Genomic DNA, 25,645 nt, shown 5'->3' with positions numbered 1-25,645 from the left:
ACGACGACGGAGGCAAAGTCCCGTCCGTCGTCGCCAAAGCCTGGAAGGACGAGCTGCCTAAGTGCTGTTCACTGCGTGCCGGCCAGCCGCCGGTAGCTGAAGGACTTCACGGTCAGCGTGCCGCCTGCGGTGACGGCTTTGATGCCCGGCGTCCCCGCGGTGGGGAAAACGAGTGACGTCAGGGTCTTTTCCCCGCCGTTGATGAAAACCTCCACCGAGCAATAGTCGACGAAAATCGACAGGTCCACCGTCCCGTTCCGCGCGGGGCTGGCTGCGCGTCGCGATGCCCGATAGTCCGGGCTGAGCCCGGCCTTGCCGGTGGCGGCAGCATCGGCTTCCCGGGAAATGAATGCCGACTCGGTGGCGAAGTCGTATCCGACGGTAGCGAACGTGCCCCCGCCGCTTTCGAGTTCGATCCTGGCAACGGAACCGTCGTCCTGCGCTGTCCGCTCGAGAGTCACATCGAGCCGGTACGCCCCGCCTTCCGGGACCGGCAGTTGTCCGGCGCCCTCCGGTGTCAACCGACGTTCCCCGGTGGTTGCCGCCGGGCCTTCAATGGACTTCATGGCCGGGGTGGGGCTCGACACCAGCGTTGGTCTTCCGGCGATAGTTTCCAGCCGTATGTCGCGCACAATGGAATCGGCGCCGCCGTGCCAGTCCTGAGTGGGCAACTGCCGGGCGTACGCCCAGTTGTTCATCCACCCGATGGCGTGCCGGGAGGACATCCGCTGGCTTTCGGTGAGCCTGGGATCATCCCAGGTCACGGCGGCGTAGAAGTCGGAGCCGGCGTCGAGCCACTGGTGCGGCCCATCGGACGGGGTGAATCGGGTTCCGTCCCATTCGCCAGTCCAGTAGGCAACGCCCGTGGTGAAGCCCTCTTGGCTCCCGTTGGCGCTGGCGGCCAGGACCCAGGTCCGTTTGGATGGATCACCGTCGAGATCCAGCTGGAAGAGGTCCGGGCACTCGAGGACGCCCAGGCCGTTGCGTTCGATGCCCGAGGCGTAGTGCCAGTTCTTCAGGTCCGGCGAGGTATACATGCCGATCTTGTCGCCTTCGGCCAGGGCCATCACCCATTGGCCGTGGGCGTCATCGCGGATGATCTTAGGATCCCGCCAGTCCGGTTCGCCGGGGTTTTCCATGACCGGGTTCTGCGCATACGCGGTGAAGGAGTATCCGTTGTCGGTGGAATAGAACAGCGATTGCCGCTGGATTCCCTGGTCCTGTTGCGTCATGATCGCGATGACGGCTCCCTTGCCAAAGCCGGCGGAATTGTCGTGGTCCACCACGGCACTTCCGGTTTCGATGTCGCCCAGCCCGTTTTTGTACTTGGCGATCGCCACCCCCTCGTCCTTCCAGTGCACCAGGTCTGTGCTGGTCAGGTGGTACCACTCGGTACCGTTTTCCTTCGGGTACCCGGCGTTGTAGAGGTAGTAGTAGTGCCATACGCCGTCGAGCAGGATGGGACGCTGCGGATCATTCATCCAGTTCGTCCGGGGCGTGATGTGATAGCTCGGCCGGAACCCGGATGCCCCCTCGGGCCGGTCGAAAGCTGACTGCGTCTGCTCCGCCTGGCTCGGGGAGTCCGGACGGGATCCCGGCGAAGGGACCAGCGCCACCGCGGCCAGAACGGCCGCGGCCGCGGCGGCCGCCACGATCCAGATCGTCCGGCGGCTCGGCCTTCCCTGTTTCAGCGCCGGGGGGCGTACGAGGTTTTTCATGATTCAACATTCCTGGTTCTGGTGAAAGCCATCCCGCCTCAGCTGGGGCCTGCAGGTGCGGGAGACGGAAGCGCCCGGAGATCCGGGCGCTTCCGCCTCAGGACTGCCCTACTGCACTACTACTTGTAGAGGCCGGCACCGCCGACGTTGAGGTTCGTGGGCAGGTACCCGAACGGGCCCAGGCCGTTCTGGCCGAAGGTGCGATCCACTGCCGACACTCCGTTGCGGAAGTTGATCTTCACGGTGGGCGAGAGGGAACCGCCGCGGACACCGTCCACGTTGTCGATAAAGGACTGCACCAGCCCGCCCGGCTGCACGTAGTGCGAGTAAGCCTGGAACTGGCGGCCGTTCTGGCGGGGATCCGGCCCTTCGGGCGCATTGGCAGGCATGTTCAGGTCCGTGGGGGATGCCAGCGTCAGGCCGCTGTTGTTCATGGGCTGGTAGTCGGAACGGACGCCGTCGCCCACAAAGCCGTATACGCCGTCGGGGCCGCGCATTCCATCCGCGTAGGTGAACTGGTGGCTGATGGTGAACAGGTAGTACTTGTTCTTGCCGCCCTCGCTCTGGATGAAAATCTGCGGACGCTCAGTCTGGTCGTTGACGCAGTTGGCGGACAGGATCGGCGGCAGGAAGTGCCACTTGGTCAGGTCCTTGTTGTCCGCCACGGCCAGGCCCACGTTGGCGGTCTGGAACCATGCACCGGTGGTGGAGTTCACGGTGCTCGTGGCTTCGGCGTGGGGATCGCCGGGCTGGTAGCCCAGGTCCTGGTCCGTGCACTTGTAGTCGCCCCGCTGGCCACCGGTGTTGCCTTCGAAGACCATGAAGGTCTTACCCGGGTGCGCCGGGTCTGCGAACGTGTACGGGTCCCGGAAGGCGAAGCCCGGGTTCTGGGCCTTGTTCTGGTACATGACGCCGTCCGGCTCCAGGAGCTTGGTGTGCTCGAAGCCGTCGAAGCTCACGCCGTTCTGGTCGGCGTGGATGTTGCCCAGCGCCTTGGCGATCACGGCATCCGGGGCGATGCCGCCGCCGCCAGCGTTGCGCTCAGCGACGTCGTAGAACGTCGTTGCCGTGTAGAAGACGTTGACGTGGTTGCCCTGCATGAGGCGGGTGGAACCGGACCATTCGGTGTTTCCGACGGAGGTGTCGTCCAGGAACAGGTGTCCGCCGTAGTTCCACTTGTCCTTGGCCGGGTCGGCGTTGGTCTTGCGGAAGAAATAGCCGATCCGGGCGTTCCAGTGCCGCTGGTCAAAGCCGTAGCCGGCGTGGCGGTCGGCAACGAGTGAAAAGATGACGTCCCAGCCCTTGTAGCTGATCTGGTTTGCGTTCTCGTCGGTCAGGGACCAGGTGTCCCAAACCCACACGTCGTTGTTCATGGCCGGGAAGTCCTGGGGGATTTCCGGCATGGTGACATTCGGGCTCATGGAGTTCTGGCCCGGGGTCACGCTTGTGCTGCTTTGGGCCATGATCTGTTTGGCGTCGGCACGCGTCCACTTGGAGGTGAAGGCCGCTGCCGGATCAAACGCCTGCTGCGTGTGCTTCGTGGGCAGGGGGAAGCCGGGTGTCGGCGCCGGCATCTGCCCGCCGCTCGGCGGATCCGAGGGCGTGTTTGCCTGGGCTGACGGAACGGCAAGGAAGACGGAGGCCGCCAGGGCCGCCGCCAGTGCCGCGGCGACAGAACGCCACCGCAGCTTCCGGTGTGTATTGGGGTGCTCGTGCATTTTTGCTCTTCTCGCGGAGTTGAGACCATTCGTGGAAGACGGGCGTATGCCCTCATTCCCCGAAACTCCGGCAGCCCCGAATGACACCGCAGGCGTCATCGAGGACGCCATCGTGTCGAGGGGACGGGACCTCGGTAGGGCCCCGCCTGTGGCCCGGGAGGGTGCTGACCTCCTGGACGTTCATCACCGTAGACAGTGCCGGCGAGGAATCAAAACCACATTTCAAGCACCAAAACGGCTCACACCCCGGTCGATGTAAGCGCTTGCACAAAGTCTCCGCGCGCGTGCCACGACTCTAAGATCGAGTCAAATATTTCCTAAAAAATATGCTTTCTTCTTCACGTCGCCAGCTGTTTACCCGTTCGTTGCCCCGCGGCCGCACGTCACGGCGGCGCCCGACGGCGGCAGACGACGGCGGCGCCTTGAGGAAGGTGCCTCAGGGGCACGCCCCGCAGGGTGCCTCACGTCGCTTCTTTCGTCCCGGGGGTGGCGGGGAATTCGGTTCGGAACCCGATCATTTGTGGGTGCCGTCGCAGTAGGGTTTGATCGCGGACGCGCCGCAGCGGCACAGGGCGACTGTTTTGCGCGTCCGCGGCACTGCTCCCCCGGATGGGGTGACGATCTCAAATTCGCCGCGGACCAGGATCGGTCCGTCGGGACAAATAACAATGGCGCCGTCGCTGGAGGATTCCTGTTGATTCTGGTTCATTCGTGCTCCCTGCCTGGGGTTCGTGCCCGGGTCAGACCCCGGCGGGGACAGGCGGCTGCAGCGAGGACGTGCCGGTTTCCCATGCCCCCATGATGTGCGCGGCGAGCCGGGCGTCGATGGCAAGCGCCGCCGTCGCGCCGAACAGGACGTCCGGAAGAAGGCCCGGCTCTGCCTCCACGAGCCCTCCGGCGAGATCCCGGCCCGCGATCTGTTCGTGGACGGCGTCCGCTTCGACGTGCTCGTCGAAGTACGCGGTCACATCGGCCCCGAACCCGAGACGCCGGAAACCGTTGCCGTAGAGCTGGTTCGGCCGGGAGGACGTCATCTCATAAATCGCCAGATGCCCTGCGATGGCTCCCCGTAGCCTGCGGTTCAGGCCGAAAAGGGACATCATGTTGACCGCGGCGAGAGAGACGGCCGGGACGGCGTCCACGTAGCCGCCGTAGACATCGTCCATCCCCAGCCCTCGCATGGTCCGGGCGAACAGTGCGCTGTGCATGCGGTCCGGACGGCCTCCGCCGTACTCGTCAGCCTGGATCTCCACCAGCGCAGCCTTGGCCCGCCCGGTCAGCCTCGGGATCGCCCAGGTGTGCGGATCGGCTTCCTTGAGCTGATAGATCGATTTGTGGACCAGGAATTCACGGAGCTGCCCGAGGGTTGCTTTCTTCGCCATATGGCGGGACATGCCCGGTCCACCGTCCTGGCCCGCGAGCCCGAAGAGAATGTCCGCCACCGCATCGCTGTCCAAGCCGGCGGCAGGAGCAGGCTGGACTGATCCGGCGGACGAGCGGGCCGCCGACCGCAGCGCGAGTTCGAACGGTTCCTCCAGCAGCTGCCGGAGTGTGATCAGCCCGGGGTTCCATTCCCAGCGGTTGTCCACCCCATCCAAGCCGCCGTAATGCAGCTCGTACAGGCAGAACAGGGTCAATTGCACATCGCCGTCGTCGATGACGTCATCGGTGAGTGCCAGCTGCCCTTCTATGAGACGGTGCAGCGTGCCCTGGGCTGCGGAAACATCTCCGGTCCCGTCTGCCAGAAGCCGGAATAGGCCAACGCTGATGGGTCCGCGCGCGTCAGGGATCTTCATGTTTTTCTCCTACGTGGGCCCCAGCGATACTGGCTGCGGTCGGTGAAAAGTGCGTCGATGCGGGCCCGGCCCGGGGACCGGCCGGAGGGGCCCAGGATGCAGCCCCTTAGCTGTTGCCGGTGTAGACGAGGCTGTCCGGGTCGACTTCGTTCGCCGGGGCGTCCGCGAGTCCCTGCGGGGACAGATCCATGTCCATAAGCCCGGGTCGGTGGTTGTGGGCCGCGGAGGGTCCGGTGGTGGCAGTGCTGTGGTTGGAAACGGTGTGCCCCTAATACTTTGTTGGATACAGACCCTGGAGGGTGCTGCCTGTCACGGGCGGGGTATTTCCATCTGGAACCCGCACCGGCACCGGAGAACACGCGTCCGGAGATATTCGCCCAGAAAATCCGGACTCCCGGCGTGAGTGGAAACCGCCCGGTGCGGACTTCGCCGCTCGGGGTCCACTGCGGACATCGGCTCCTGGCAGTGGCGGTAGGCGTCCTCCCGGTGCACGGCGCCGCCGCTGTTCCCGGTCCGCGCCCGGATGGTTGCGAGAAACGCCGCAGTCGTAGCCACCACGTGCGAGCTGCCGCAGTTGGTGCAGCTGATGGCGGCCGCGAGGGTTTCCTGCTGAGGATTCATGGTGGCGACAGAGTCCAGGAGGAGGTGCCGGTCGGTCTCACAGGTCGCACACCAAGGCCGGCGCCCCCGGGGCTGGTGGGCGTCCCGGGGCAAGTACGTGCTTGACGTGATGGTCATCCGGGTCAGACCAGGCCCGGGTAGCTGGCCAGGATGTAGTCCGCCGCGGCCGGTCCTTTCATGCGAAGGCCGTTGCGCTTGGGATGGACCTGCTTCTCTTTCATGGCCGCCCAGAAGGCATCTTCGGAGCGGGGCGTGGTCTGGCTCAGGAAACACCAGCTGGTGTAGAGCCCGTATAGGCAGTCCCTGCCCAGGGCGTGGTCGGATGCAGGGTCCCGGGTGGTGGCTTCCTGCAGGAATTGGTCGTACTGGGAAGTTGCCATGAGTGGCTCGTTTCTTCGCGGTGCATTGTGTGCCGCCGTGTGGCTACAGCAGCTGAGCGTCAAGGCCATGCACGGGGCGATGAAGCAAGTTCCCGCACTGCTGCGTCACAGCAGAACCGGGGATAAAGCGTTACTGGGCTGGGGGTCCACATCCTGCGGAACCCAGTCAATGCAACTTCTCTACGATGTAGACTGTAGGCGTAGACTACACATTAAGCAACCGGCCTTTCATCCCGCAAATGCCACCACTCTGTATCGACCCGAACGGATAACCAATGTCGCCCGAAGAGCATCCGGCGCCCCCTGCGGCTCCCGGCAAGAAGGCTCGCCTCAGCCGGGAGATTGTCCTGTCGACGGCACTGACACTGGTGGACGCCGAAGGACTCGACGCCCTCACCATGCGCAGGCTCGGGCAGGAACTCGGGCGGGACCCCATGAGCCTGTACCGCTACGCCGCCAACCGCGCGGCCCTGCTGGACGGCGTCTCAGAACTCGTGCTGAATGAACTGGCCATCATTCCCGATGATCCCGACTGGCAGTCGCAGCTCCGGCGCATTGCCCACGACCTGCGGCTCCTGGCCCTCCGGCACCCCAACGTCGTGCCCCTCCTCGTGACCCGCCCTCTGTCAACGCCCCTGGGACTGCGGCCGCTGGGAACATTGCGTCCGCTGGAGCAGATCCTGTCCCTGCTGATAGACGCCGGATTCGCCCCCGTTGACGCCCTGCACGTCTACCGCGCCTACTACGGATACCTCTACGGGCACATCCTCAACGAACTGCAGGAATTCGTCGTCGACCCCGAGGAAAATGAGGCCCTTCTCCGCCTGGGCCTGCACCGCCTGCCGCCGAAGGAATTCCCCCGCCTCCGCGCCCTCGCCCCGGTTCTCGCCGACTACGACGGGATGGCCGAGCTGGATGAGGGAATCACCATCCTGCTCTCGGGGCTCGCGGCCCGCCTCCCGCTGCCGGAGGCCCCGGCCAAACCCTGATCCGGAACTTCCTTTGAAAGGATGCGCCATGTTTGTCCTCCTCGGCCTCAAGACCGTGCTGCATGGCCATCCCGAACGGATGGCAACGTGCCAGTACTGCCACCAATTCGGGCAGCATCAACTGCAGGAACGCGCCACCAAATTCACCGTGTTTTTCATCCCCGTCTTCACGACTTCCAGGGCCTACGACATCACCTGCACCAACTGCGGTCAGAAATCGATCGTCAAGCCGCGGCAGAAAAACACACTCCTGCGTTAGGAAAGCCGGCCCCGCATCAGCGGGGCTTAGAGAGCCGATCCTTCGCGTGATGGCTTCCGGGCCCGACAGGCACCAGCTCCGTGGCTTGCGCGAGACCTTCGGTAGGCATCGAGACGTACATGCTCTCTGCCCGGCTCACCTGGAATGTCTCATGCCAGATGCCGACGGCCCTGGGGGCCTTCCTGGCCTGGCGGTTAAAGGCAGTCCAGGCCGGCCTGTGCTCGGATTCGGGCGCACTGGCGTAGGCATACAGCTTGTCCAGCGAGTCCCAGTACTGCACGATGACCGGCCCGCCGGCTCCGAGGGCAAATCGAAAGCCTAGAAGGCCGGAACCCGGCTCCTTCAAGAGCTCGGTCAGCATTCGGGGCATCGCAAAGAAGACTGGCAGCCACAGATCCGGTCGCCAGGGACTGTTGATGCGCATGCCGATGAGGAAGACCACCAAGTCACCGGAATGGCGGTGCGTGAAACGTCCAGCATTGATGCGTGCCATGCTTTTCCCCTAACTAGATACTGATACTCTCCAATATTGGGGAGTGCTACTATCTAAGTCAAGGAGAAACTTTGCGCATCTCACAGCTGGCCGCGGCCACAGAGGTTCCTGTGGCCACCATCAAGTACTACCTCCGGGAGAAACTGCTTCACGACGGCGTGCTGACCTCCGCGACCCAGGCTCGCTACGACGACACGCACGTACGGCGGCTGAAGCTGATCCGGGCACTCATTGGCACGGCCGGGCTCAGCGTCAGCGCCACCCGCGAGGTACTGCTTGGCCTGGAAAACCCGCCGGAGTCGGGCCACGACCTGCTCGGAATCGCGCACCATGCGGTCTCCCGGACCGCACCGGACGACGTCGACCTCTCCTCGGCACAAGAGCTCCTGGACCGTTGGGGCTGGGGCGCTGAGGCTTGCGATCGCGATACCCAGGCGGCCCTGGTAAAGGCCCTGCACGGGCTCTCGGAGGCGGGATTCGAGGCGCCAGCGGCGCTCTTGGACCGCTATGCCGCGGCAATGCAGGACATCGCGGAGGCCGACGTCGAAAGTGTCCCCACGGATTCGGCCGAGGCGGCGATGCGGCATGTGGTCCTCGGAACGCTCCTGATGGAACCGGTGCTCCTGGCCATGCGCCGGCTTGCCCAGCAAAGCGCTTCCTTCCAGCGGTTTGGCGGGACCGAGACCTCCCGGCAGCCCGGCACGGAATAGTTTTCCGCACAAACCCCGCTGGACGGCCGGCCAGTCGTCCTCGGCATGGAGCGGATCATGACCGCAGACCGTTCTGGCGCGGTCACAGGGTCGCCAGGAGCCCGGCCGCCTGTTCGAGCGCACCGGGTACCAGCGAGTAGTAGGCCCAGGTGCCGCGCTTTTCGCGGTGCAGCAGCCCGGCCTCGACGAGGATCTTCAGGTGGTGGGAAACCGTCGGCTGGCCCAGGCCCAGGGGTTCGGTGAGGTCGCAGACGCACGCCTCCCCGGACTCGCCGGCTTTGACGATGGAGAGCAGCCGGAGCCGGTTGGGGTCGGCCAGGGCCTTGAAAACCTGAGCCCTCTGCTGGGCTTCCTCGGCGCTCAGTGCCGGCTCCGCCGACGGCACGCAGCACGTGGCATCGACCGCGGGTTCGAGAGTTTGCAGAGAATTCATGAACCCATTATGCACATAGATTGACATTCATCGATATAGGTGGGGATACTGCACATATCGACATCCATCAATCTTGCCGAGCAGCACAGGAGCACCGTGAGCATCCAGATCCAATCGCCGCCGCACCGCACCGGAGGGGACCCCGTCATCGGCGGCCTTTCCGTCCTGGACCGGTTCCTGCCGGCCTGGATCGTGGCGGCCATGCTGCTGGGCCTGGCGCTGGGCAGCCTGGTCCCCGGCCTGAACACTGCCCTGGAAGCCGTCAAGATCGGCGACGTGTCCCTGCCCATCGCCGTAGGCCTGCTGGTGATGATGTACCCGGTGCTGGCCTTGGTCCGCTACGACCAGGCGCACCGCGTCGTCGCCGACCGCAAACTGATGTTCGCCTCCCTGATCATCAACTGGGTGCTGGCACCGGCCTTCATGTTCGCCCTCGCCTGGATCTTCCTCGCCGACCTTCCCGAGTACCGCACAGGCCTGATCATCGTGGGGCTGGCCCGCTGCATCGCCATGGTGATGATCTGGAACGAGCTCGCCTGCGGCGACCGGGAGGCCGCGGCCGTGCTGGTGGCCATCAATTCGGTGTTCCAGGTTGTCGCGTTCGGCGCCCTGGGCTGGTTCTACCTCCAGCTACTGCCCGCATGGCTTGGCCTGCCGACTACCGGCGCAGACTTCTCCTTCTGGGCCATCACGGCGTCCGTCCTGGTTTTCCTGGGGCTGCCGCTGCTCGCTGGATTCCTCACCCGCACCCTGGGTGAACGTGCCAGGGGCAGGAACTGGTACGAGACCACCTTCCTGCCGAAACTGGGGCCGTGGGCGCTCTACGGCCTGCTCTTCACCATCACGGTGCTGTTTGCCCTCCAGGGCGGCACCATCACCTCACGCCCCCTGGATGTTGCCCGGATCGCCCTGCCCCTGCTGGTCTACTTCCTCGTGGTCTTCGGCGCCGGCATGCTGATCGGAAAACGGCTGGACCTCGGCTACGCCAAAACCACCACGCTTGCGTTCACCGCCGCCGGCAACAACTTCGAGCTCGCCATCGCCGTGGCGATCGGCGCCTTCGGGGTGACCTCCGGGCAGGCGCTGGCCGGCGTCGTCGGCCCCCTCATCGAGGTCCCCGCACTCGTGGCCCTCGTCTACGCCGCCCTCTGGGCACGGCAACGGTTCTTCGACCCCGCCGCCGCTGCCTCCCTCTAAGCACTCACACACCCGCTGGAGAAACTTAACCATGAGCACCGAACCCGCCAAGAAGCCGTCCGTCCTGTTCGTCTGCGTCCACAACGCCGGCCGCTCCCAGATGGCCGCAGCCTTCCTCAGCACGCTCGGCCAAGGCCGCATCGAAGTCCGCTCGGCCGGTTCCGCGCCGGCGGACAAGGTCAACCCGGCCGCCGTCGAGGCCATGGCCGAGCTCGGCATCGACATGTCCGCGGAGATCCCCAAGATCCTCACCACCGCCGCCGTGAAGGAATCCGACGTCGTGATCACCATGGGCTGCGGCGACACCTGCCCGATCTTCCCGGGCAAGCGCTACGAGGACTGGGAACTCGAGGACCCGGCCGGCCAGGGCGTCGAGTCCGTCCGCCCGATCCGCGACGAGATCAAGGCCCGGATTGAGGCGCTGATCGCGTCCCTGACCCCAGCCGCGGACTAACAGGCACCACTCGTCTGACCGGGGGCGGACCTGCCCGAACCGACTCACTGTAGAGAAAACTGTAGAGAAAGAGGACAAACATGGATTCAATGAAGAACCTTCCCGTTGCAGTGATCGGTGCCGGTCCTGTGGGCCTGGCCGCCGCGGCCCATCTGCTCGAACGCGGACTGGAGCCGCTGATCTTCGAAGCGGGCCCGTCCGCGGGAGCCGCGATCGAGCAGTGGCGCCACATTCGGCTGTTCTCCCCGTGGCGGTTCAACCTCGACGCCGCCGCCGTCCGCCTGCTCGAAGCCTCCGGCTGGGAATCACCCCGCCCCACAGCCTTGCCCTACGGCGGGGAACTCATCGACCAGTACCTCGCCCCGCTGGCAGCCCTTCCCGCGATCGCCTCGCGCCTGCACACCGGCGCCCGCGTCCTCGCGGTCACCCGCCAGGGCGGGGACAAGACCCACTCCCGCGACCGCGACACCACACCCTTCGTGCTCCGCGTCGAGCACGAAGGCGGCGACATCCGCGACTACCCGGCCGCCGGTGTCATTGACGCCTCCGGCACCTGGGCCACCCGCAACCCGCTGGGCACGTCGGGGCTGCCCGCCGTCGGTGAAGCCGCCGTTGCCTCCAGGATTTCCTCGCCCCTGCCCGACGTCACCGGCCCGGACCGGCGATCCTTCGCCGGCCGCCGCGCCCTCGTGGTCGGCGCGGGCCATTCCGCCGCCAACACCCTGATCAACCTGGCCGACCTCGCCAGGGACGAACCCGACACCCGGATCCTCTGGGCCATCCGCGGCGCCTCGGCTGCGAAAGTCTATGGCGGCGGGGATCTCGACGGCCTGCCTGCCCGGGGCCAACTCGGCGCACGGCTCCGCCGCCTGGTCGAGGCCGGCACCATCGAGCTGCACACCGGCTTCGGCATCGCTTCCTTCACGCCAACCGGCGACGCCGTCACCGCTGCTTCGCTTGACGGGCGGACGCTGGAGGCCGACGTCGTCGTGCCGTGCACCGGCTTCCGCCCGGACCTGAATTTCCTCCGCGAACTCCGGCTGAACCTGGACCCGGCCGTCGAAGCGCCCGTGCGGCTCGGCCCGCTGATCGACCCGGAATTCCACTCGTGCGGCACCGTCCCCCCGCACGGCGCAGCGCTGCTGGCGCACCCGGACAAGGACTTCTACATCGTCGGCATGAAGTCCTACGGCCGGGCGCCGACCTTCCTGCTCGCCACCGGCTACGAACAGGTCCGCTCCGTTGTCGCAGCCCTGGCCGGTGACCGTGAGGCCGCGGACACCGTCCAGCTCGAACTCCCCGAAACCGGCGTCTGCTCCTCCGACGCAGGCACCAGCTGCGAGATTCCGGCCGCGGCCGCCTCGTCCGGGTCCTCGTGCTGCGCGGCTCCCGAATCGGTGCTCATCGGGTTCCCCACCGGCCTGTCCCACGGCCGCTCCGGCGAAGACAAACTGACGGCATCCCGGCTCAACACCTCCGAGCCCAATAGGGAAGAATCGAACGCATGACCGAGACCACGAAAACGCCCAGCGTCCTGTTCGTCTGCAGCCGGAACGGCGGAAAATCCCAGCTCGCCGCCGGGCTCATGAACCAGCTCGCCAACGGGACCGTCACGGTGCACTCCGCCGGGACCAGGCCCGCCGACGCGCTGAACCCCCAGTCCGTAGACTCCCTGGCAGAGCTCGGCATCGACATCAGCGGCGAACACCCCAAACCCGTCACCGCCGAAGCGCTGGACACGGCCGACGTCGTCATCGTGCTGGGCAACGAAGCAAAGCTCGAACCCCGCGACGGCACGAGGATCGAGTTCTGGGACACGGACGAGCCCTCCGAACGCGGCATCGAAGGCATGGAACGCATGGGCCTGGTCCGCGACGACATCCAGGCCCGTGTCCGGAAGCTGTATGCGGAACTGACCGGAAAATGACCGCGCCCGGACTGCGGACCTGAACCGCCCAGCGCACCTCATGGAGCCAACGAGAGACGAGATCCTCGCCGGGTACAGCCGCGCCCGCCGCCACCTCGACGCCCTGCTGCAGGACGCGGCGCCCCAGGACCTCGGCCGCAGAAGTACGGGCACCCGCTGGACCAACGAGGAGCTGCTCTTCCACATGGTCTTCGGCTACATGGTGGTGCGCGCCCTGCTTCCGCTGGTCCACGTCGTCAGCCGGCTCCCCCGCCCGGCCGGCCGGGCATTCGCTGCTGTCCTCAACGCGGGCACCGGCCCTTTCGATGTGGTGAACTACTGGGGTTCCCGGGCCGCGCCGCCCGCGTCTACAACAGGCGCAGGATGAGCCGGAAACTGGATAAAACCATCGCCGCGCTCTCCCGCCGGCTCGAACACGAGAACCCGCAGTCCCTCGCCAGGTCAATGCCGTTTCCCGACAGGTGGGACCCTTTCTTCATGTCTTCGATGACACTCAACGATGTCTACGCCTACCCCACGCTTCATTTCGACTTCCACGCCAAGCAGCTGAGCCTTCGGAATCCGGACGCACCGGAATCGCCCTGATGGCCACTAACGGAATCCCGTTGATTCGGCCGTCTTGAATGGGGCCGGGTTATATGTAAGTATCTGCGTATGAATGCAGATAACAAGGCTTGCACGCTCACCGCGGACAGCCAGTACGTCGAGCTGGCCGTGGAGGTGTTTGCCATGCTGGCGGACGCCACCCGGGTCAGGCTCATCCTGGCCCTGCGCCACGGTGAACTGCCCGTCAACGTACTGGCCGAAAAGGCCGGGAAATCGGCGGCTGCGGTCTCCCAGCATTTGGCCAAGATGCGGCTGGCGCGCATGGTCGCCACCCGCCAGGAAGGCACCAAGGTCTACTACCGTCTGCAGGACGGGCACGCCTGGCAGCTCGTGGCCGACGCCATCCACCAGGCCGAACACACGCTCGGCACGGCCCCGCATCACAGCAGCGCCCCGCACAGCCCCGCCAGGGAGGCCGGCGCATGAACCCGCCAATGCACCCCGGCCACGATGTCCACCCGTACCCGCACGGCCATGCTCACGACGAGGGCCATCATCACGACCACGGCCCGCACGGCCATGTCCACGACGACAGCCATCACCACGACCACGGCACCCACGGCCATGTCCACGCGACCGGGTTCAAGGGGTGGCTGCAGGAGCTCTTCGTGCCCCACTCCCATGACGCGGCCGACTCGATCGACTCCGTCCTGGAGACAAGTTCCCAGGGCATTCGCGCCGTCAAGGTCTCCCTGCTCGGACTGGGGGCCACGTCGCTGTTCCAGCTGGTCATCGTCCTCATCAGCGGCTCCGTGGCGCTACTGGCGGACACGGTCCACAATTTTTCCGATGCCCTGACCGCCGTACCGCTGTGGATCGCCTTTCTGCTCGGACGCCGCCGCGCGACCCGGACGTACACCTACGGCTTCGGCCGCGCCGAGGACCTCGCCGGACTGTTCATCGTGGCGATGATCGCGCTCTCCGCCGTGGTGGCCGCCGTCGAATCCATCCGGCGCTTCTTTGAACCCCAGCCCGTCCAGAACCTGGGCTGGGTGCTCGCCGCCGGGCTCGTGGGCTTTGCCGGCAACGAACTTGTCGCGATCTACAGGATCCGCGTGGGACGGCGGATCGGTTCCGCCGCGCTCGTGGCCGATGGCATTCACGCCCGCACCGACGGCTTCACGTCGCTGGCCGTCGTCGCCGGCGTCATCGGCATCTGGCTCGGATTTCCGCTTGCAGATCCGATCGTGGGCCTGCTCATCTCCGCAGCCATCGCCGTGCTCCTCTGGGGAACCATCCGAGACATCGGGCGCAGGCTCATGGACGGCGTCGACCCGAACCTTACGGAACGCCTGGCCGCAGTTGTCATCGCCCACGCCCCCGCGGGCGCAACATCCCGGCTGCGCTGGTCCGGCCACCGGCTTCACGTCGAGGTCTCCATCCCCCTGACCACGATCACCGACGTGGGGGAACTTGCCACAATCCACGACGAAATCGACCATGCCACGCGCCACGCACTTCCGAACGTGGGTTCCGTGACAACGGTCCCCACGTTCGGCCAGGCCGCGACGGCCGGGCCACCGCCTCCCCCGGGCCACGGATAGCGGCGGCCCTCCCGGAGGCCCTGCTGTCTCCGGGACGTGCCCGCCGGCGGCCGGCAGTGTCCCTGAGTCAACGGACACCGAGGTGGATCGACCCTTGACCGATGATATTCACCGATATATCGTTAATTATCGCTGAATGATCGGCGACCCATCAAAGGATTCACCTGATTTGGAAGGTCGATGCCGCTATGAAAGGTATGCATGACGAGAAATTCACGGACGGCGGTCCCGCCCAGGCACGCTTCGGGCGCGGCAGGAGCCGCCGCGGACCCCACGGACACGGCGGTTTCGGCCCGGGGCGCGGGTTTGGGCCCGGCTTCGGTCCGGGTTTCGGACCGGGTTTCGGACCGGGTTTCGGCCCCGGCGGGTCGCGGCGGGCCAGCAGGGGCGATGTTCGTTCGGCGATTCTCTCCCTCTTGGCCGAATCACCGTCCAACGGCTACGGGCTGATCAAGACCATTGCGGAAAAGACGTCGGGAGCCTGGCGGCCGAGCCCGGGGTCCGTCTACCCGACGCTCCAGCAGCTCGTTGATGAAGAGCTCATTGCGCCCGTAGGTGATGGCCGGCGCACCGAGTTCACCCTCACCGATGCGGGCAAGGCCTACGTGGCCGATCACGCCGAGGAGCTGGGGAACGCTTGGAACACCGACCCTGAGGGATCAGGACCGGCGTTTCACCAAAGCGTCGGAAAACTCATGGGAGTCATCCACCAATTCCGCTTCTCGGCAACCGAGGAACAGCGCAATGCCGCAATGACGGTAATCGATGACACCCGCCGCGCGCTCTACCGCATCCTTGCCGACTAACACCGCCGCTTCGGCTGGCACGCAGCTATCCCTCCCAATGGTCCCTCCCCGAAAAACTCCGGCAACACTATAGTTAGAGCCACACCCCATAGCGGGAAAAGAGCGATTATGCGCGGAATAGGCAGGCGCCAACCTGGAGTGCGCGGAATAGGTCTGATCGGGACCATTTATCTGGCCATCGGCGTCGTGGTCGCCGCGACCCACGGCTACCTTGTGGCCTGGAACATTCCCGGCAACATTCTGGAGGGCCTGGCGGCAATTGTGCTCTGGCCCCTCGTGGCCATCTTCGGAGTGAATCTGCACGCCTTGATCGCCTGATTTCGATTGTTGTCCCGGAGCCGGGGATGGCCCGGACCGCCCCAAATGGCCCCCGCTTTCCACGGTTCTGTCCCTACAATTAAGTGTGGCCTCCATGGCATCCACGTCGCGGGGGCGACATCAACAAGGAGGTTCATCATGGGCCTGGGTGACAAGATCCACAATGCCGCCGAGAAACTCCACGGCAAAGGCAAAGAGGCCGCCGGCAAAGCCACCGGCGACGACAAGATGAGGGCCGAGGGCAAAAGCCATCAGGTCAAAGCAGACCTGAAGCAGGCCGGTGAAAAGGTCAAGGACGCCTTCAAGAAACACTGACAACAGGCCGCCGGAGGACGGAGGTGCGGTCCGGATCGCACCTCCGCCCCGGCATTTGCCCCACAATCCAGGGAACCCCTAACGACGCAGGTCGAGTGCCTCAAGGAGCCGCGTGACCGAACCGCCGAGGTTCCACTCGGTGGCGAGACCCTCAAGCTCGGCGCGCGAACCGCCGGGGACAGGGTGCAGCTGCGCGCCTGCCTCCTCGAGCGTCGGCAGTTCCAGGTTCCTCACAATCTTCACGACGGCCGGCGCAACCGCGAGGTAGTCCGCCGCCGCGGCGAGTTTCGACCGCACGGCGGTGGACAGCCCGCTCCCTGCTTCCGCGGCAGCCGCGAGCAGCCCGTCGAGCGTGCCGTACTCGCCGAGCAGCGACGCGGCGGTCTTCTCGCCGATGCCGGCGACGCCTGGCAGCCCGTCGGAGGTGTCGCCGCGCAGGGTCGCGTAGTCGGCATACTGCACGGGCAGCACACGGTACTTGCCGACGACGTCGGCCTCGGTCAGGACTTCGAGGTTCTTCATGCCGCGCGCGGTGTAGACCACCCGGACCTGACGGGCGTCGTCGACGATCTGGAAGAGGTCCCGGTCCCCCGTCACCACGTCGACCGGAAGCGCGGCGTGGCTGGCGTAGGTGCCGATGACGTCGTCGGCCTCGTGGTCGGCGGCCCCCACGACGGCGATGCCGGCGAGTTTGAGCACCCGGCGGATCATCGGAATCTGCGCCTCGAGCGCGTCCGGCACCACCTCCACATCGGGGGCGCCGGCTACCTCCTTGGCGACCCGATGCGACTTGTAGCTCGGGATGAGGTCTACCCGCCACTGCGGGCGCCAATCGTCGTCCCAGCAGGCGACGAGATGCGTCGCACCGTAGTCGGTGGTGAGCCGTGCGATCATGTCCAGCAGCCCGCGAACAGCGTTCACCGGGGTGCCGTCGCCGCGGCGGATCGTGTCGGGCACGCCGTAGAACGCACGAAAGTACAGCGACGCGGTGTCGAGGAGCATCAGGCGGTCGGTCATGACTGATCCTGACACGGATGCGCCCGCTGGCGGCGGACCGTCACGGTTCCAACTTCGGAGGGGCACAAAGTGACGCAGTCGACGCGGGTAGATTTGGGCGAATGGATGGAGAAGCGGTTCTGGCCGGAGGCAATTCGACTCTCGTCACGCGGGTCGGTGACACGGTGCGCCGGACCGCAGGACCGTGGACGCCAGCCGTCCATTCGCTCCTCGAAGTCCTTCGGCATGCTGGCGTCGCTGAGGTCCCCCAGGCACTGGGCATGGACGAACATGGCCGCGAGGTCCTCAGCTTCATCGACGGCGATGCAGCACATTACCCGTTGCCGGACTGGATTTGGGATCCTTCCGTTCTGCGTGACGCCGGAGCTCTGCTCCGCCGCATCCACGACGCCAGCGTCGGACTCGCCCAGGCGGATCTCACGTGGCAACTGCCCACTCACCGACCCGCAGAAGTCGTGTGCCACAACGACGCCGCGCCGTACAACATGGTGTTCGCCGCTGGGCGGCTGACCGCCCTCATCGACTTCGACACGGCCTCGCCGGGACCACGGATCTGGGACTTTGCCTACCTGGCCTACCGGCTTGTGCCGCTGGGGGAAAACGGCGGCCCAGGGGCTCCCGAAGAGCAGCGGCGGTTGTCCCGTCTGGATGCCCTCATTGACGCGTACGGTGTCAGGTTCGGACACGTGCAAGTGTTCCAGACCCTCGCGGCCAGGCTGGACGAGCTGGCAGAACTGACCGACGGCCGCGCTGCGGCTACCGGACGGAGGGATTTCCTCGAGCACTCCGCCATGTACCGCAGGGATCGCTCCAGAGTTTCCGCGATGGCCCGCAAGCTGTCCGGCCAGTGAATCGACGCGTCCCGGGTCAGGGTCGCAGCCGCAAGCCGCGAAGCTTCTTCCCTGCCTTGCGGGCTTTGGTCTCCGTCTTGCGGGCAATGCGTTCTTCCATCGCCAGCAAACTCTCGAAGCCGAGGTCAGTATCGACGGGCCGGTCCGGGGTGGCCGCGAGCCTGTGCAGGAGGTCGGTCGCCATGACGCTGTCCTGATGGTCGCCGAGTACCGTCTGGAGCCGTCCGGCCGCTTTGGTGAGTTTGGCGGCGCGTTTGCCGTGGATCTCCAGGACCGACTCACCCGCGTGGCGCAGGCGTTTGGCGTCTTTTCGGACCTCGTGCAGCGCCGTGTCGCGTGCGGCCGTGTCGGCGGAGCCTTTGACGGCCTTCCGGGCACGCCTCCACCCGCTGTGCAGCCTTGTTCACCAGCTTGGCCGTCACCTTGCGCGCGGGCCGGAAGGCGCGTGGCTTGGCAGGGGGGTGGTCCCGGAAGTCCTCCAGGGCGCCCAGGAGACGGAAATAGCGGCCGGTCCGGAGGGTCTTCAGGACGTTTCTGTAGCCTGCGTCATGGGCTGCGACCAGCTCCTGTTCGATCATCTGGGTCAACAGGCCGGACCTCTGTTCTTCGGGGAGTTCCAGGATGTGCTGGCGAAGCCGTTCCAGCATGACTTCGGCGTCGCGGGCCGGACCCAGGACTTGGCCCAGCCACTTCAGTTCGGCCTGGAGTTCCCGCACCGCTGACCGGTTGAAGAGTTTGCGATAGGTGGCCAGGGCGGACCGCGCCCGGCGGGTCGCGGACCGCATCTTGTGGACGGAATCCGGTGTCCCCATCCGCACGCCCGGATCGTTGGCGATGAAGTCGCCGATCCGCGCGTCCAAGTAGGCGGTCACGACGTCGACTGCCGGCCCCTTCTTCCGGGGCGTCGGAGTCCGGGGACTGAACTCGGCCGGCCAGGCATCGCCCAGGGCACGGGCGACTTTGGAAGGAAAAGCGGAGTGGCCGGCTCCGGTAGATGCCAGGGTTGCGGCGGCAGCCTCGAAGAGCTCCGCTGTGCCGTGGACGAGTTCGAGCTCCCATTCACGCCAATCGACGGCGGGTCCCCGCGGCCGCAGGGCCTCGGCATGAACGTGGTCGTCGGCGAAGTCGGCCAGGTGCTCACCGCCAGGCCCATAGAGCCGGTAGGTGGTTCGCCGCGTGCTCAGCCGGGCGACGGGCACGAGTGCGTCGCCGCGGATGAAGACCTGCAGATGGTCGGACAGTTCTTCCGGAACAGTCTCCGGCTGGCCCAGCGGCGCATGGATCTCCTCCCGCTGGTCCGTTCCGGCGGGAAGCTTGAGGTGCCAGCCCTCATCGGCTCCGCCCGTGCGGCGCCGCAGGGTCATGCGCCGTGCCCCGAGGGCCAGGGCCGGCGTATCGAAGTACACAGCCTCAAGCTGATCCGTCACAGGCTCCGCGACGTGGTCCACACCCTCGATTTCCTGCAGCTCCGGCAGCGCCGCGGAGATCCCGGCGTCGTATTTTTGTTCCGTTTCAAGTTTTCCCGGGGTGTCCATGGCGGTCAGGACTCCCCACGGGACGCGCGTTCCCGCGGCAGCGAACTCATGGGCCTGTTGATGACCGTCATGGCGGGCCTCCTCTACTGGCACCGCTGGAACATGGCCTTGGTTCTGCGGCTGGGCGTGTCCGGCGGTGCCTTGGCCGGTGCGCCCAGCCCGATTCTAGGCTCTGCGCGAACCGGCGACCAGACCGGTCGTCGACGGCTGTTTGGCCCGTTCGGCAAAGACATCGGGACAGGCCTCCTGCGGCTGCCCCCACGCCGCGTGAGACAGGAACGCCCAGGACTTACCCGGGCGGGCGTTTCACCGTTCAAAGTATTTGCGGACGGCACGGGAACGCACGTTTAAGACGCGACAACGCCCCGGGCCCCGATCGACGGTAGGGTAGCCTGACCGAGTTCCCGCCGGCTGGCGATGAGCTCGATCGAAGGTGGGAGCCCGCCGCGGGGGCAGCGTACTCCCACGTCAACCGGCCGTGACAGCCTCGATGGGCTCAATCGCCTCAGATGTGTGAAGGACGTATGACAAGCACGGGCCACGAATCCGAATCCCGACTCCGTGGGGCTGAAGCTCCGGAATGGGCGCGGCTGGAGGACCTTTCCAGAACCGGCCTTCTGGACACACCCTCGGAGGAACGGTTCGACCGGATCACGCGGCTCGCTCAGGGGCTTTTCGGCGTCAGTGCGGCCAGCATCTCCCTGATCGCCGAGAACCGGCAGTTCCTGAAATCCTTCGTCGGTCCGCTCGCCCGCGAGTCGGAGCGGCGTGACACGTTCTGCACCGAGACGATCAAGTCCCAGGGAACCATGATCGTGGAGAACGCCCTCACCGACGAACGCTTCCGGCAGAGCCCGCTCGTGACCGGCAATCCCCACATCCAGTTCTACGCGGGCCATCCCCTCACCGGGCCCGGCGGGACGCACGTCGGAACGTTCTGCATCATCGACCAGGCGCCCCGGGCATTCAGCGCAGAGCAGCAGAAGATCCTCGAGGACCTCACTGCAATCATCCAGCGCGAAATGAACCTTTCGTGGGACATCGACAACGGAGCCCGGGTGCAACGGGCCCTGCTTCCGCCCACTCCCCCCGCGCCGGCCGGCTACTCGCTGGGCACCTGCTTCTACCCCGCCTCCGGACTCAGCGGTGACTTCTACGAGCTCGGCACGACAGCGGCCGGCCAATTCCGCATTACCGTCGGCGACGCCATGGGCAAAGGCATCGGTCCGGGCATCGTGGCCGGCACCGTCCGGTCCGCCTTCGCCCACACCGGCTGGGAAGCCGAGCCCTCCCGCGTCTTCGAGGACGTGGCCGGGAGCCTCGACGATACCCTGGCCCGTGTGGGGTCTTATGCGACCGTGTTCCATGCGCTAATCGACCCTGCCACCGGCACAGGCCATTACGCGGACGCCGGCCAGGGACTGAGCTACATCCTCCGTTCCGACAACACGATTGAACGCCTGTCCCCGACCGGGCCGCCACTGGGCCTGATATCCGGCCAAAGCTGGGACACGCACGCGTTCAGGCTCGCCCCGGGTGATGCCATCCTGATTCCGACCGACGGCCTCCTGGACCTGCACGGCGGCGACCTCGGCCGTCTCGCCGCAGCCCTGGACAGCCGCCAGGCCCAGGATCATCCGGACACCGCCGTGAAGAAACTGTGCGACCGGCGGGGAAAGCGCGGCATCCTGGACGACATCACGGCGGTCCTGTTCCAGCGCGAACCAGAATCCGCCTAAGTGCGCCCGCCGTGTGCGCCGCACCGAGGCCCGGTAGGATTCCTTCGGGACGAACGCCGGGCAAGACTTGGCGGATCAAGGGGGAGTCAGTGGCTGTAACGCGTGAAGCCATCCTGACGGGTGTGGACGAACTCTCACCGTTCTGGAAGCAGGTCCCGTTCCTGGTGTTCTTCATCGTGGCCGCGGTCATGAGCAGCACCATCCCGACCCTCACAGTGAGCGATTGGGGTGCCCTGGTTGCCGGTGCGGCCCTGACGGCTGCCGCGACCGGGTACGCCGCGGCGGCGGCCCAGCCGGGTCCGGCACGATTTGCGGCGATCGTACCGTCCCTGGATTTCCTGGCGGCCGGCGCTTTGCGCCACGGCACCGGAGAGAGCCACTCAATCTACGCCTCGATCGTCCTGCTGCCGGTACTTTGGTTCGCGGCCAGGGAGGGCCGCCACAATGTTGGCTACGCGGCCGTGGGCGCCACGGTGGCGATCATGGTCCCGTTCGCCCTCGGCTCCAGCATCGATGCGAACCCGAACGAACTTTTCCGCGGGCTCTACAGCACGCTCATCTTCGTCCTGGGCGCCTTTGTGGTCAACGAGCTGGCGCGGCGGGCACGCCGCCGCCTGCACTCCGCACGGGCCCAGGCGGCCGCGGCAACGGCGGAACTCAGCCGGGCCGCCCAGATCCAGCGCTTTCTGCTGCCGAAGAACGCCGCTCCCCTGCCCGGTTACCAGACTGCCGGGGCCTGCATCCCCTCCAAGGCCGTCGGCGGAGACTTCTTCGACTGGTACCTGATCGAGGACGGCCTTGGGTTCACCCTCGGCGACGTCATGGGCAAGGGCGCCGGGGCCGGCATGATCGCCGCGACCACCCGCGCCGTCATCCGCAGCGCCAAAAACAGCGAAGACCCTGTGACGGCGCTGACACTGACGCAGGACTGCCTTGCCACCGACCTGAGCCAGGCCGGCTCGTTCGCGACACTGTTCCACGCCCGGCTCCGGGCCTCCGACGGGCGGATCCTGTTCTCGGACGCCGGCCACGGCTTGACCCTGGTTATCCGGACAGATGGCACTTGGGAGAGGCTCTCCTCGGAAAACATGCCGGTGGGCCTGCTTCCGGACAGCCGGTGGGAATCGTTCGAGACCCGGCTGAACCCGGGAGACATGATTGTCAGCTTCAGTGACGGCGTCTTGGACCTCTACGACGGAACCCTCGCCGCCGTCGACGAAATCGGAAAACTCGGCGTCGCCGCGGAGTCCGCGAAAGACCTCGTGGACTCCGTGCACCGGCGGGCACAGGGCACCTCCAACCCCGATGACGTCACCATCCTCGCCGTCCGGCGGGACGGCCAACGCCCGCTCACCCCTCGCGAAAGGACGCTCGTGTGACCGAAACGCCGCGCAACCCAGACCCCGACGGCGCCGACGCGCCACAGCAACGCTCCGGGAGCGCCGCGCAGCTCTTCGGGGTACGGCTCCTCGTGCTCCTGACGTTGCTGGCCGGCGTCAACTACGTGGCCTGGCGCTGGCTCGCGTCACTGAACTGGGACGCGTGGTGGATCGCCGTGCCGCTGGTCGCCGCCGAGACCTACAGCCTGATCGACGTGCTGCTCTTCGGGATGACAGTCTGGCGGCTAAAATCCCGCACACCCCCGGCACCGGCCCCCGCGGACGCCACAGTTGACGTTTTCATAACGACGTACAACGAGCCGCTGGATCTGGTGATGACGACGGCGCTTGCCGCCCAAAAGATCCGGCACCCGCACAGCACCTGGATCCTTGACGATGGTGACAGGCCCGCGCTCCGGCAACTGGCCGCGGCGAGCGGACTGGGGTACGTGACCCGAAGCGCGGAATGGAGCGGGATGCCCCGGCACGCGAAAGCGGGGAACCTGAACAACGCCCTGATGCAAACCGAGGGCGAGTTCCTGCTCATCCTCGACGCGGACCAGATCCCCGAACCGGACATTCTGGACAAGACGCTGGGCTACTTCAACAACCGCAAAGTCGCCCTCGTCCAAACGCCCCAATATTTCAGCAACGTCCCGGCCGACGACCCCCTGGGCAGCCAGGCCCCCTTGTTCTACGGCCCCATCCAGCAGGGCAAGGACGGCTGGAACGCTGCCTTCTTCTGCGGCTCCAACGCCATCCTCCGCCGGGAGGCCCTCATGCAGCTGGGACTGTCGGGGTACGTCAAGGAAACCGAGAAGAGTATCCGGCGCGCCCTCAGCGCATCCCAGGCGGCCATCCGCAAGGCACGCAAAGCGGCGACCGGCGAATCCTTGCTTATGCAGCGCACCCTTGACGAGGTCGAAGCGGCAACCGACGAGGCCCGCCGCCGGCTCGACGCCGGCGACTCACTCAGCGAAATCACGTACCGGGCACGACGCCGGGTGGACCAGGCCGTCCAGGCACTGGTGCTGGCCGACGTGTCCGCCCTACAGGCCGACCTGGAGGAGATTGCCGCAATGTCGCCGGTGGAGGTCGGTGACGCCGGGGTACCGGTGGTGACCGACGATGCCGTGCAGCGCATGGCGGCCCGGGACTGGTCTCCGCTCGGGGCAATCGAGTCCGTGCAGGCGGTGCTGGACGCGTTGTCGGTCGAACGGACCGACGAGGCCCAGCCGGTCATGCCGCTGGCCACGATCTCCGTGACGGAGGACATGGCCACGTCCATGCGCATGCACGCCATGGGATGGCAAAGCGTCTACCACCACGAGGTCCTGGCCTACGGGCTGGCACCCGAAGACATCGGAACCATGCTGACCCAGCGCCTGCGCTGGGCCCAGGGCACCATCCAGGTGTTCCTGCGGGAGAACCCGCTCCTTCAGCGCGGGCTGAAGCTGGGCCAGCGGCTCATGTACTTCGCAACGATGTGGACCTACCTCAGCGGCTTCGCCGCCGTCGTCTACTTCGCCGCGCCGATCATTTACCTGATCTTCGGGATCCTGCCCGTCACCAGCCTCAGCGCCGACTTCTTCCTGAGATTCATTCCGTTCATGGTGGTCAACCAGCTCCTCTTTGCCGTAGCCGGCAGGGGCATCCCCACCTGGCGCGGTCAGCAGTACAGCCTCGCCCTGTTCCCCACCTGGATCAAAGCATGTACGACGGCGGCCCGGAACGTCTGGTTCGGACACCCCCTCGGCTTCGCCGTCACGCCGAAGGACCGCCAGTCCGGAGGTCCACGATGGAGCCTGATCCGCCCACAGATCGCCGTGTCGGTCGTACTGTTCATCGCGTCGGTTGTTGGGATTGGGCGGCTCGTTGCCGGAATGTCCGAGCCGATCGGCACACTCGTCAACGTATTCTGGGTGGTGTTTGACCTGATCGTCATGAGCATCCTGGTGCGGGCCGTCCTGTACCGCGGATACCCTGCCGGCAGTTCCGGCGATGACCCCGACACCAGAAACGAGACCTCCACCGAAAGGGCCCTCCGTGGACCTGAGCTATGAAGTGAAAGACAGCTACGCCGAGATAACAGCCGCCGGCCGGCTCAACATGGTGTCGGCGCCGAAACTGCGGGAACTGGTGGCGGAAGTTGTCGCTTCGGGCTCCGCCCGGATCGTGATCAACCTCGAAGCGACAGCGTTCATGGACTCGTCCGGGCTGGGAGCGCTCATCGGGTGCCTCAAGGCCGCCCGGCAAGCCGGCGGCGACCTTCGGATCGCGGCCGTCCAGCCCCAGGTTCAAATGGTCCTGGGCCTTACCAGCATGGACAAAGTCCTGACTTCGTACCCCTCCGCGGCTGAAGCTTTCGGGGATGACTGACATTCTCGCCCGGCGGACGCTCCGCCAGAAGGCACTTCCGGAGGCCATTGAGGCCGTCCATACCGAGCTCGACAAGCTGTGGGAAGACGCTTCCTTCGTCCCGGACATGGACCGCATGACGTTCGCCACGGCCGTGATCGAAGCTGCCAGCAATGTTGTGCAGCACGCCATTCCCGAATCCACGAAACCGGTGGAACTCGGGGTGGACATCAGCGCCACGTCCATCAGGCTGGAAGCCCGGGTCAGTGCCTTCGATGCCGCCTGCCCCGACCCCATTGACACTGACGCCGCCATGCCGGACGGTGAGGCTGAATCAGGGCGCGGGCTCGCTCTCATTCGCGCCCTGGTCACCACCGTGACATTCAAGCGCCAGGACGGGACCAACACCTGGATCCTGTCAAAGTCCCCGCTGCACGACTGAACGGAATCCTTGGACAATCCTCGGGATCTCCTGCTCTTTT

Annotated in this window: 29 protein-coding genes and 1 pseudogene; 20 read left to right on the top strand and 10 right to left on the bottom strand. The window is 66.2% G+C overall.

Annotation, left to right across the window (positions count from 1 at the left end; all coding sequences use genetic code 11):
* Window positions 1-68: 68 nt before the first annotated feature.
* The 5 genes and pseudogenes from ABH915_RS01475 to ABH915_RS01455 all read right to left on the bottom strand — a co-directional run bounded on the left by ABH915_RS01475 (window position 69) and on the right by ABH915_RS01455 (window position 6,233).
* Window positions 69-1,718 carry a glycoside hydrolase family 32 protein gene (locus ABH915_RS01475; RefSeq protein WP_370117000.1) on the bottom strand — a complete coding sequence of 550 codons (1,650 nt, stop codon included), beginning with the start codon at window positions 1,716-1,718 and terminating at the stop codon, window positions 69-71.
* A 119-nt stretch (window positions 1,719-1,837) separates the two neighbouring features.
* Window positions 1,838-3,436, bottom strand: a complete 1,599-nt coding sequence (locus ABH915_RS01470; protein WP_370116997.1) for a glycoside hydrolase family 68 protein — start codon at window positions 3,434-3,436, stop codon at window positions 1,838-1,840.
* 461 nt (window positions 3,437-3,897) lie between these two features.
* Window positions 3,898-4,145 (bottom strand): annotated as a pseudogene (locus ABH915_RS01465) (CDGSH iron-sulfur domain-containing protein).
* 31 nt (window positions 4,146-4,176) lie between these two features.
* Window positions 4,177-5,232, bottom strand: a complete 1,056-nt coding sequence (locus ABH915_RS01460; RefSeq protein ID WP_370116994.1) for an iron-containing redox enzyme family protein — start codon at window positions 5,230-5,232, stop codon at window positions 4,177-4,179.
* A 743-nt stretch (window positions 5,233-5,975) separates the two neighbouring features.
* Complete coding sequence (locus tag ABH915_RS01455; RefSeq protein ID WP_018775597.1) at window positions 5,976-6,233, bottom strand: hypothetical protein; 258 nt, start codon at window positions 6,231-6,233, stop codon at window positions 5,976-5,978.
* A 275-nt stretch (window positions 6,234-6,508) separates the two neighbouring features.
* Between ABH915_RS01455 and ABH915_RS01450 the strand changes: the two genes are divergently transcribed.
* Together ABH915_RS01450 and ABH915_RS01445 are read left to right on the top strand one after the other, a co-directional pair.
* Window positions 6,509-7,222: a TetR/AcrR family transcriptional regulator C-terminal domain-containing protein gene (locus ABH915_RS01450; protein ID WP_026539050.1), complete on the top strand. Its 714-nt coding sequence runs from the start codon at window positions 6,509-6,511 to the stop codon at window positions 7,220-7,222.
* A 28-nt stretch (window positions 7,223-7,250) separates the two neighbouring features.
* Window positions 7,251-7,481 (top strand): zinc-ribbon domain-containing protein, encoded by a 231-nt coding sequence (locus ABH915_RS01445; protein WP_370116990.1) that lies wholly within the window; start codon window positions 7,251-7,253, stop codon window positions 7,479-7,481.
* 16 nt (window positions 7,482-7,497) lie between these two features.
* Here ABH915_RS01445 and ABH915_RS01440 read toward each other — a convergent pair whose 3' ends face one another.
* Window positions 7,498-7,974 carry a DUF4188 domain-containing protein gene (locus ABH915_RS01440; protein ID WP_026539048.1) on the bottom strand — a complete coding sequence of 159 codons (477 nt, stop codon included), beginning with the start codon at window positions 7,972-7,974 and terminating at the stop codon, window positions 7,498-7,500.
* 71 nt (window positions 7,975-8,045) lie between these two features.
* On the opposite strand from ABH915_RS01440, the gene ABH915_RS01435 reads away from it, so the two are divergent.
* Window positions 8,046-8,684 carry a MerR family transcriptional regulator gene (locus tag ABH915_RS01435; RefSeq protein ID WP_370116987.1) on the top strand — a complete coding sequence of 213 codons (639 nt, stop codon included), beginning with the start codon at window positions 8,046-8,048 and terminating at the stop codon, window positions 8,682-8,684.
* 82 nt (window positions 8,685-8,766) lie between these two features.
* Here the strand turns inward: ABH915_RS01435 and ABH915_RS01430 are convergent, their stop codons facing one another.
* Window positions 8,767-9,117 (bottom strand): ArsR/SmtB family transcription factor, encoded by a 351-nt coding sequence (locus tag ABH915_RS01430; RefSeq protein ID WP_370116983.1) that lies wholly within the window; start codon window positions 9,115-9,117, stop codon window positions 8,767-8,769.
* A gap of 96 nt (window positions 9,118-9,213) precedes the next feature.
* Here ABH915_RS01430 and arsB point away from each other — a divergent pair, with 96 nt between their 5' ends.
* The 11 genes from arsB to ABH915_RS01375 all read left to right on the top strand — a co-directional run bounded on the left by arsB (window position 9,214) and on the right by ABH915_RS01375 (window position 16,284).
* Window positions 9,214-10,314 carry an ACR3 family arsenite efflux transporter gene (gene arsB, locus ABH915_RS01425; RefSeq protein WP_370116981.1) on the top strand — a complete coding sequence of 367 codons (1,101 nt, stop codon included), beginning with the start codon at window positions 9,214-9,216 and terminating at the stop codon, window positions 10,312-10,314.
* A gap of 31 nt (window positions 10,315-10,345) precedes the next feature.
* The gene (locus ABH915_RS01420; protein WP_370116979.1) at window positions 10,346-10,768 is read left to right on the top strand and encodes an arsenate reductase ArsC; all 423 of its coding nucleotides are present in this window, start codon (window positions 10,346-10,348) and stop codon (window positions 10,766-10,768) included.
* Between the two features lie 80 nt (window positions 10,769-10,848).
* Window positions 10,849-12,276, top strand: a complete 1,428-nt coding sequence (locus tag ABH915_RS01415) for an FAD-dependent oxidoreductase (RefSeq protein ID WP_370116976.1) — start codon at window positions 10,849-10,851, stop codon at window positions 12,274-12,276.
* Window positions 12,273-12,695: a low molecular weight phosphatase family protein gene (locus ABH915_RS01410; protein ID WP_370116973.1), complete on the top strand. Its 423-nt coding sequence runs from the start codon at window positions 12,273-12,275 to the stop codon at window positions 12,693-12,695. The genes ABH915_RS01415 and ABH915_RS01410 overlap by 4 nt, the downstream gene beginning before the upstream one ends.
* Before the next feature lie 40 nt (window positions 12,696-12,735).
* Window positions 12,736-13,062 carry a hypothetical protein gene (locus ABH915_RS01405; RefSeq protein ID WP_370116971.1) on the top strand — a complete coding sequence of 109 codons (327 nt, stop codon included), beginning with the start codon at window positions 12,736-12,738 and terminating at the stop codon, window positions 13,060-13,062.
* Entirely contained in the window at window positions 13,059-13,280 is a 222-nt protein-coding gene (locus ABH915_RS01400) for a hypothetical protein (RefSeq protein ID WP_370116969.1), read from the top strand. Before ABH915_RS01405 ends, ABH915_RS01400 begins: the two co-directional genes overlap by 4 nt.
* Before the next feature lie 69 nt (window positions 13,281-13,349).
* A complete protein-coding gene (locus ABH915_RS01395) occupies window positions 13,350-13,727 on the top strand; it encodes a metalloregulator ArsR/SmtB family transcription factor (protein WP_143264707.1) in 378 nt (125 codons plus the stop codon).
* A complete protein-coding gene (locus tag ABH915_RS01390) occupies window positions 13,724-14,845 on the top strand; it encodes a cation diffusion facilitator family transporter (RefSeq protein WP_370116965.1) in 1,122 nt (373 codons plus the stop codon). The genes ABH915_RS01395 and ABH915_RS01390 overlap by 4 nt, the downstream gene beginning before the upstream one ends.
* Before the next feature lie 188 nt (window positions 14,846-15,033).
* Window positions 15,034-15,651, top strand: coding sequence for a PadR family transcriptional regulator (locus ABH915_RS01385; protein WP_370116962.1), 618 nt, complete (start codon window positions 15,034-15,036; stop codon window positions 15,649-15,651).
* A 138-nt stretch (window positions 15,652-15,789) separates the two neighbouring features.
* Window positions 15,790-15,969: a hypothetical protein gene (locus ABH915_RS01380; RefSeq protein ID WP_370116959.1), complete on the top strand. Its 180-nt coding sequence runs from the start codon at window positions 15,790-15,792 to the stop codon at window positions 15,967-15,969.
* A gap of 138 nt (window positions 15,970-16,107) precedes the next feature.
* Complete coding sequence (locus ABH915_RS01375; protein ID WP_018775603.1) at window positions 16,108-16,284, top strand: CsbD family protein; 177 nt, start codon at window positions 16,108-16,110, stop codon at window positions 16,282-16,284.
* A gap of 78 nt (window positions 16,285-16,362) precedes the next feature.
* On the opposite strand, the gene ABH915_RS01370 is transcribed toward ABH915_RS01375, so the two are convergent.
* On the bottom strand, window positions 16,363-17,301 hold the full coding sequence (locus ABH915_RS01370) for a 5'-3' exonuclease H3TH domain-containing protein (RefSeq protein WP_370124912.1): 939 nt from the start codon (window positions 17,299-17,301) through the stop codon (window positions 16,363-16,365).
* Window positions 17,302-17,402: 101 nt separating this feature from the next.
* Here ABH915_RS01370 and ABH915_RS01365 point away from each other — a divergent pair, with 101 nt between their 5' ends.
* Window positions 17,403-18,152 (top strand): phosphotransferase, encoded by a 750-nt coding sequence (locus ABH915_RS01365; protein ID WP_370116955.1) that lies wholly within the window; start codon window positions 17,403-17,405, stop codon window positions 18,150-18,152.
* 16 nt (window positions 18,153-18,168) lie between these two features.
* On the opposite strand, the gene ABH915_RS01360 is transcribed toward ABH915_RS01365, so the two are convergent.
* Window positions 18,169-18,549, bottom strand: a complete 381-nt coding sequence (locus tag ABH915_RS01360; RefSeq protein WP_370124911.1) for a CHAD domain-containing protein — start codon at window positions 18,547-18,549, stop codon at window positions 18,169-18,171.
* Entirely contained in the window at window positions 18,431-19,780 is a 1,350-nt protein-coding gene (locus ABH915_RS01355; RefSeq protein WP_370116952.1) for a CHAD domain-containing protein, read from the bottom strand. Before ABH915_RS01355 ends, ABH915_RS01360 begins: the two co-directional genes overlap by 119 nt.
* Window positions 19,781-20,211: 431 nt before the next feature.
* On the opposite strand from ABH915_RS01355, the gene ABH915_RS01350 reads away from it, so the two are divergent.
* From ABH915_RS01350 to ABH915_RS01330, 5 genes are all read left to right on the top strand, one after another.
* Window positions 20,212-21,426: a PP2C family protein-serine/threonine phosphatase gene (locus ABH915_RS01350; RefSeq protein WP_370116950.1), complete on the top strand. Its 1,215-nt coding sequence runs from the start codon at window positions 20,212-20,214 to the stop codon at window positions 21,424-21,426.
* An 89-nt stretch (window positions 21,427-21,515) separates the two neighbouring features.
* Entirely contained in the window at window positions 21,516-22,805 is a 1,290-nt protein-coding gene (locus ABH915_RS01345; protein ID WP_370116948.1) for a PP2C family protein-serine/threonine phosphatase, read from the top strand.
* A gap of 92 nt (window positions 22,806-22,897) precedes the next feature.
* Window positions 22,898-24,868 carry a glycosyltransferase family 2 protein gene (locus ABH915_RS01340; protein ID WP_370124910.1) on the top strand — a complete coding sequence of 657 codons (1,971 nt, stop codon included), beginning with the start codon at window positions 22,898-22,900 and terminating at the stop codon, window positions 24,866-24,868.
* A complete protein-coding gene (locus ABH915_RS01335) occupies window positions 24,852-25,184 on the top strand; it encodes an STAS domain-containing protein (protein ID WP_370116945.1) in 333 nt (110 codons plus the stop codon). The genes ABH915_RS01340 and ABH915_RS01335 overlap by 17 nt, the downstream gene beginning before the upstream one ends.
* Window positions 25,177-25,605: an ATP-binding protein gene (locus tag ABH915_RS01330; protein ID WP_370116942.1), complete on the top strand. Its 429-nt coding sequence runs from the start codon at window positions 25,177-25,179 to the stop codon at window positions 25,603-25,605. The genes ABH915_RS01335 and ABH915_RS01330 overlap by 8 nt, the downstream gene beginning before the upstream one ends.
* Window positions 25,606-25,645 lie beyond the last annotated feature (40 nt).

The sequence above is a fragment of the Arthrobacter sp. MW3 TE3886 genome, assembly GCF_041262145.1.
GTDB lineage: Bacteria > Actinomycetota > Actinomycetes > Actinomycetales > Micrococcaceae > Arthrobacter.
The sequence above is the reverse complement of the archived record's forward strand: the minus strand, read 5'-3'. Positions and strand labels throughout refer to the sequence as shown.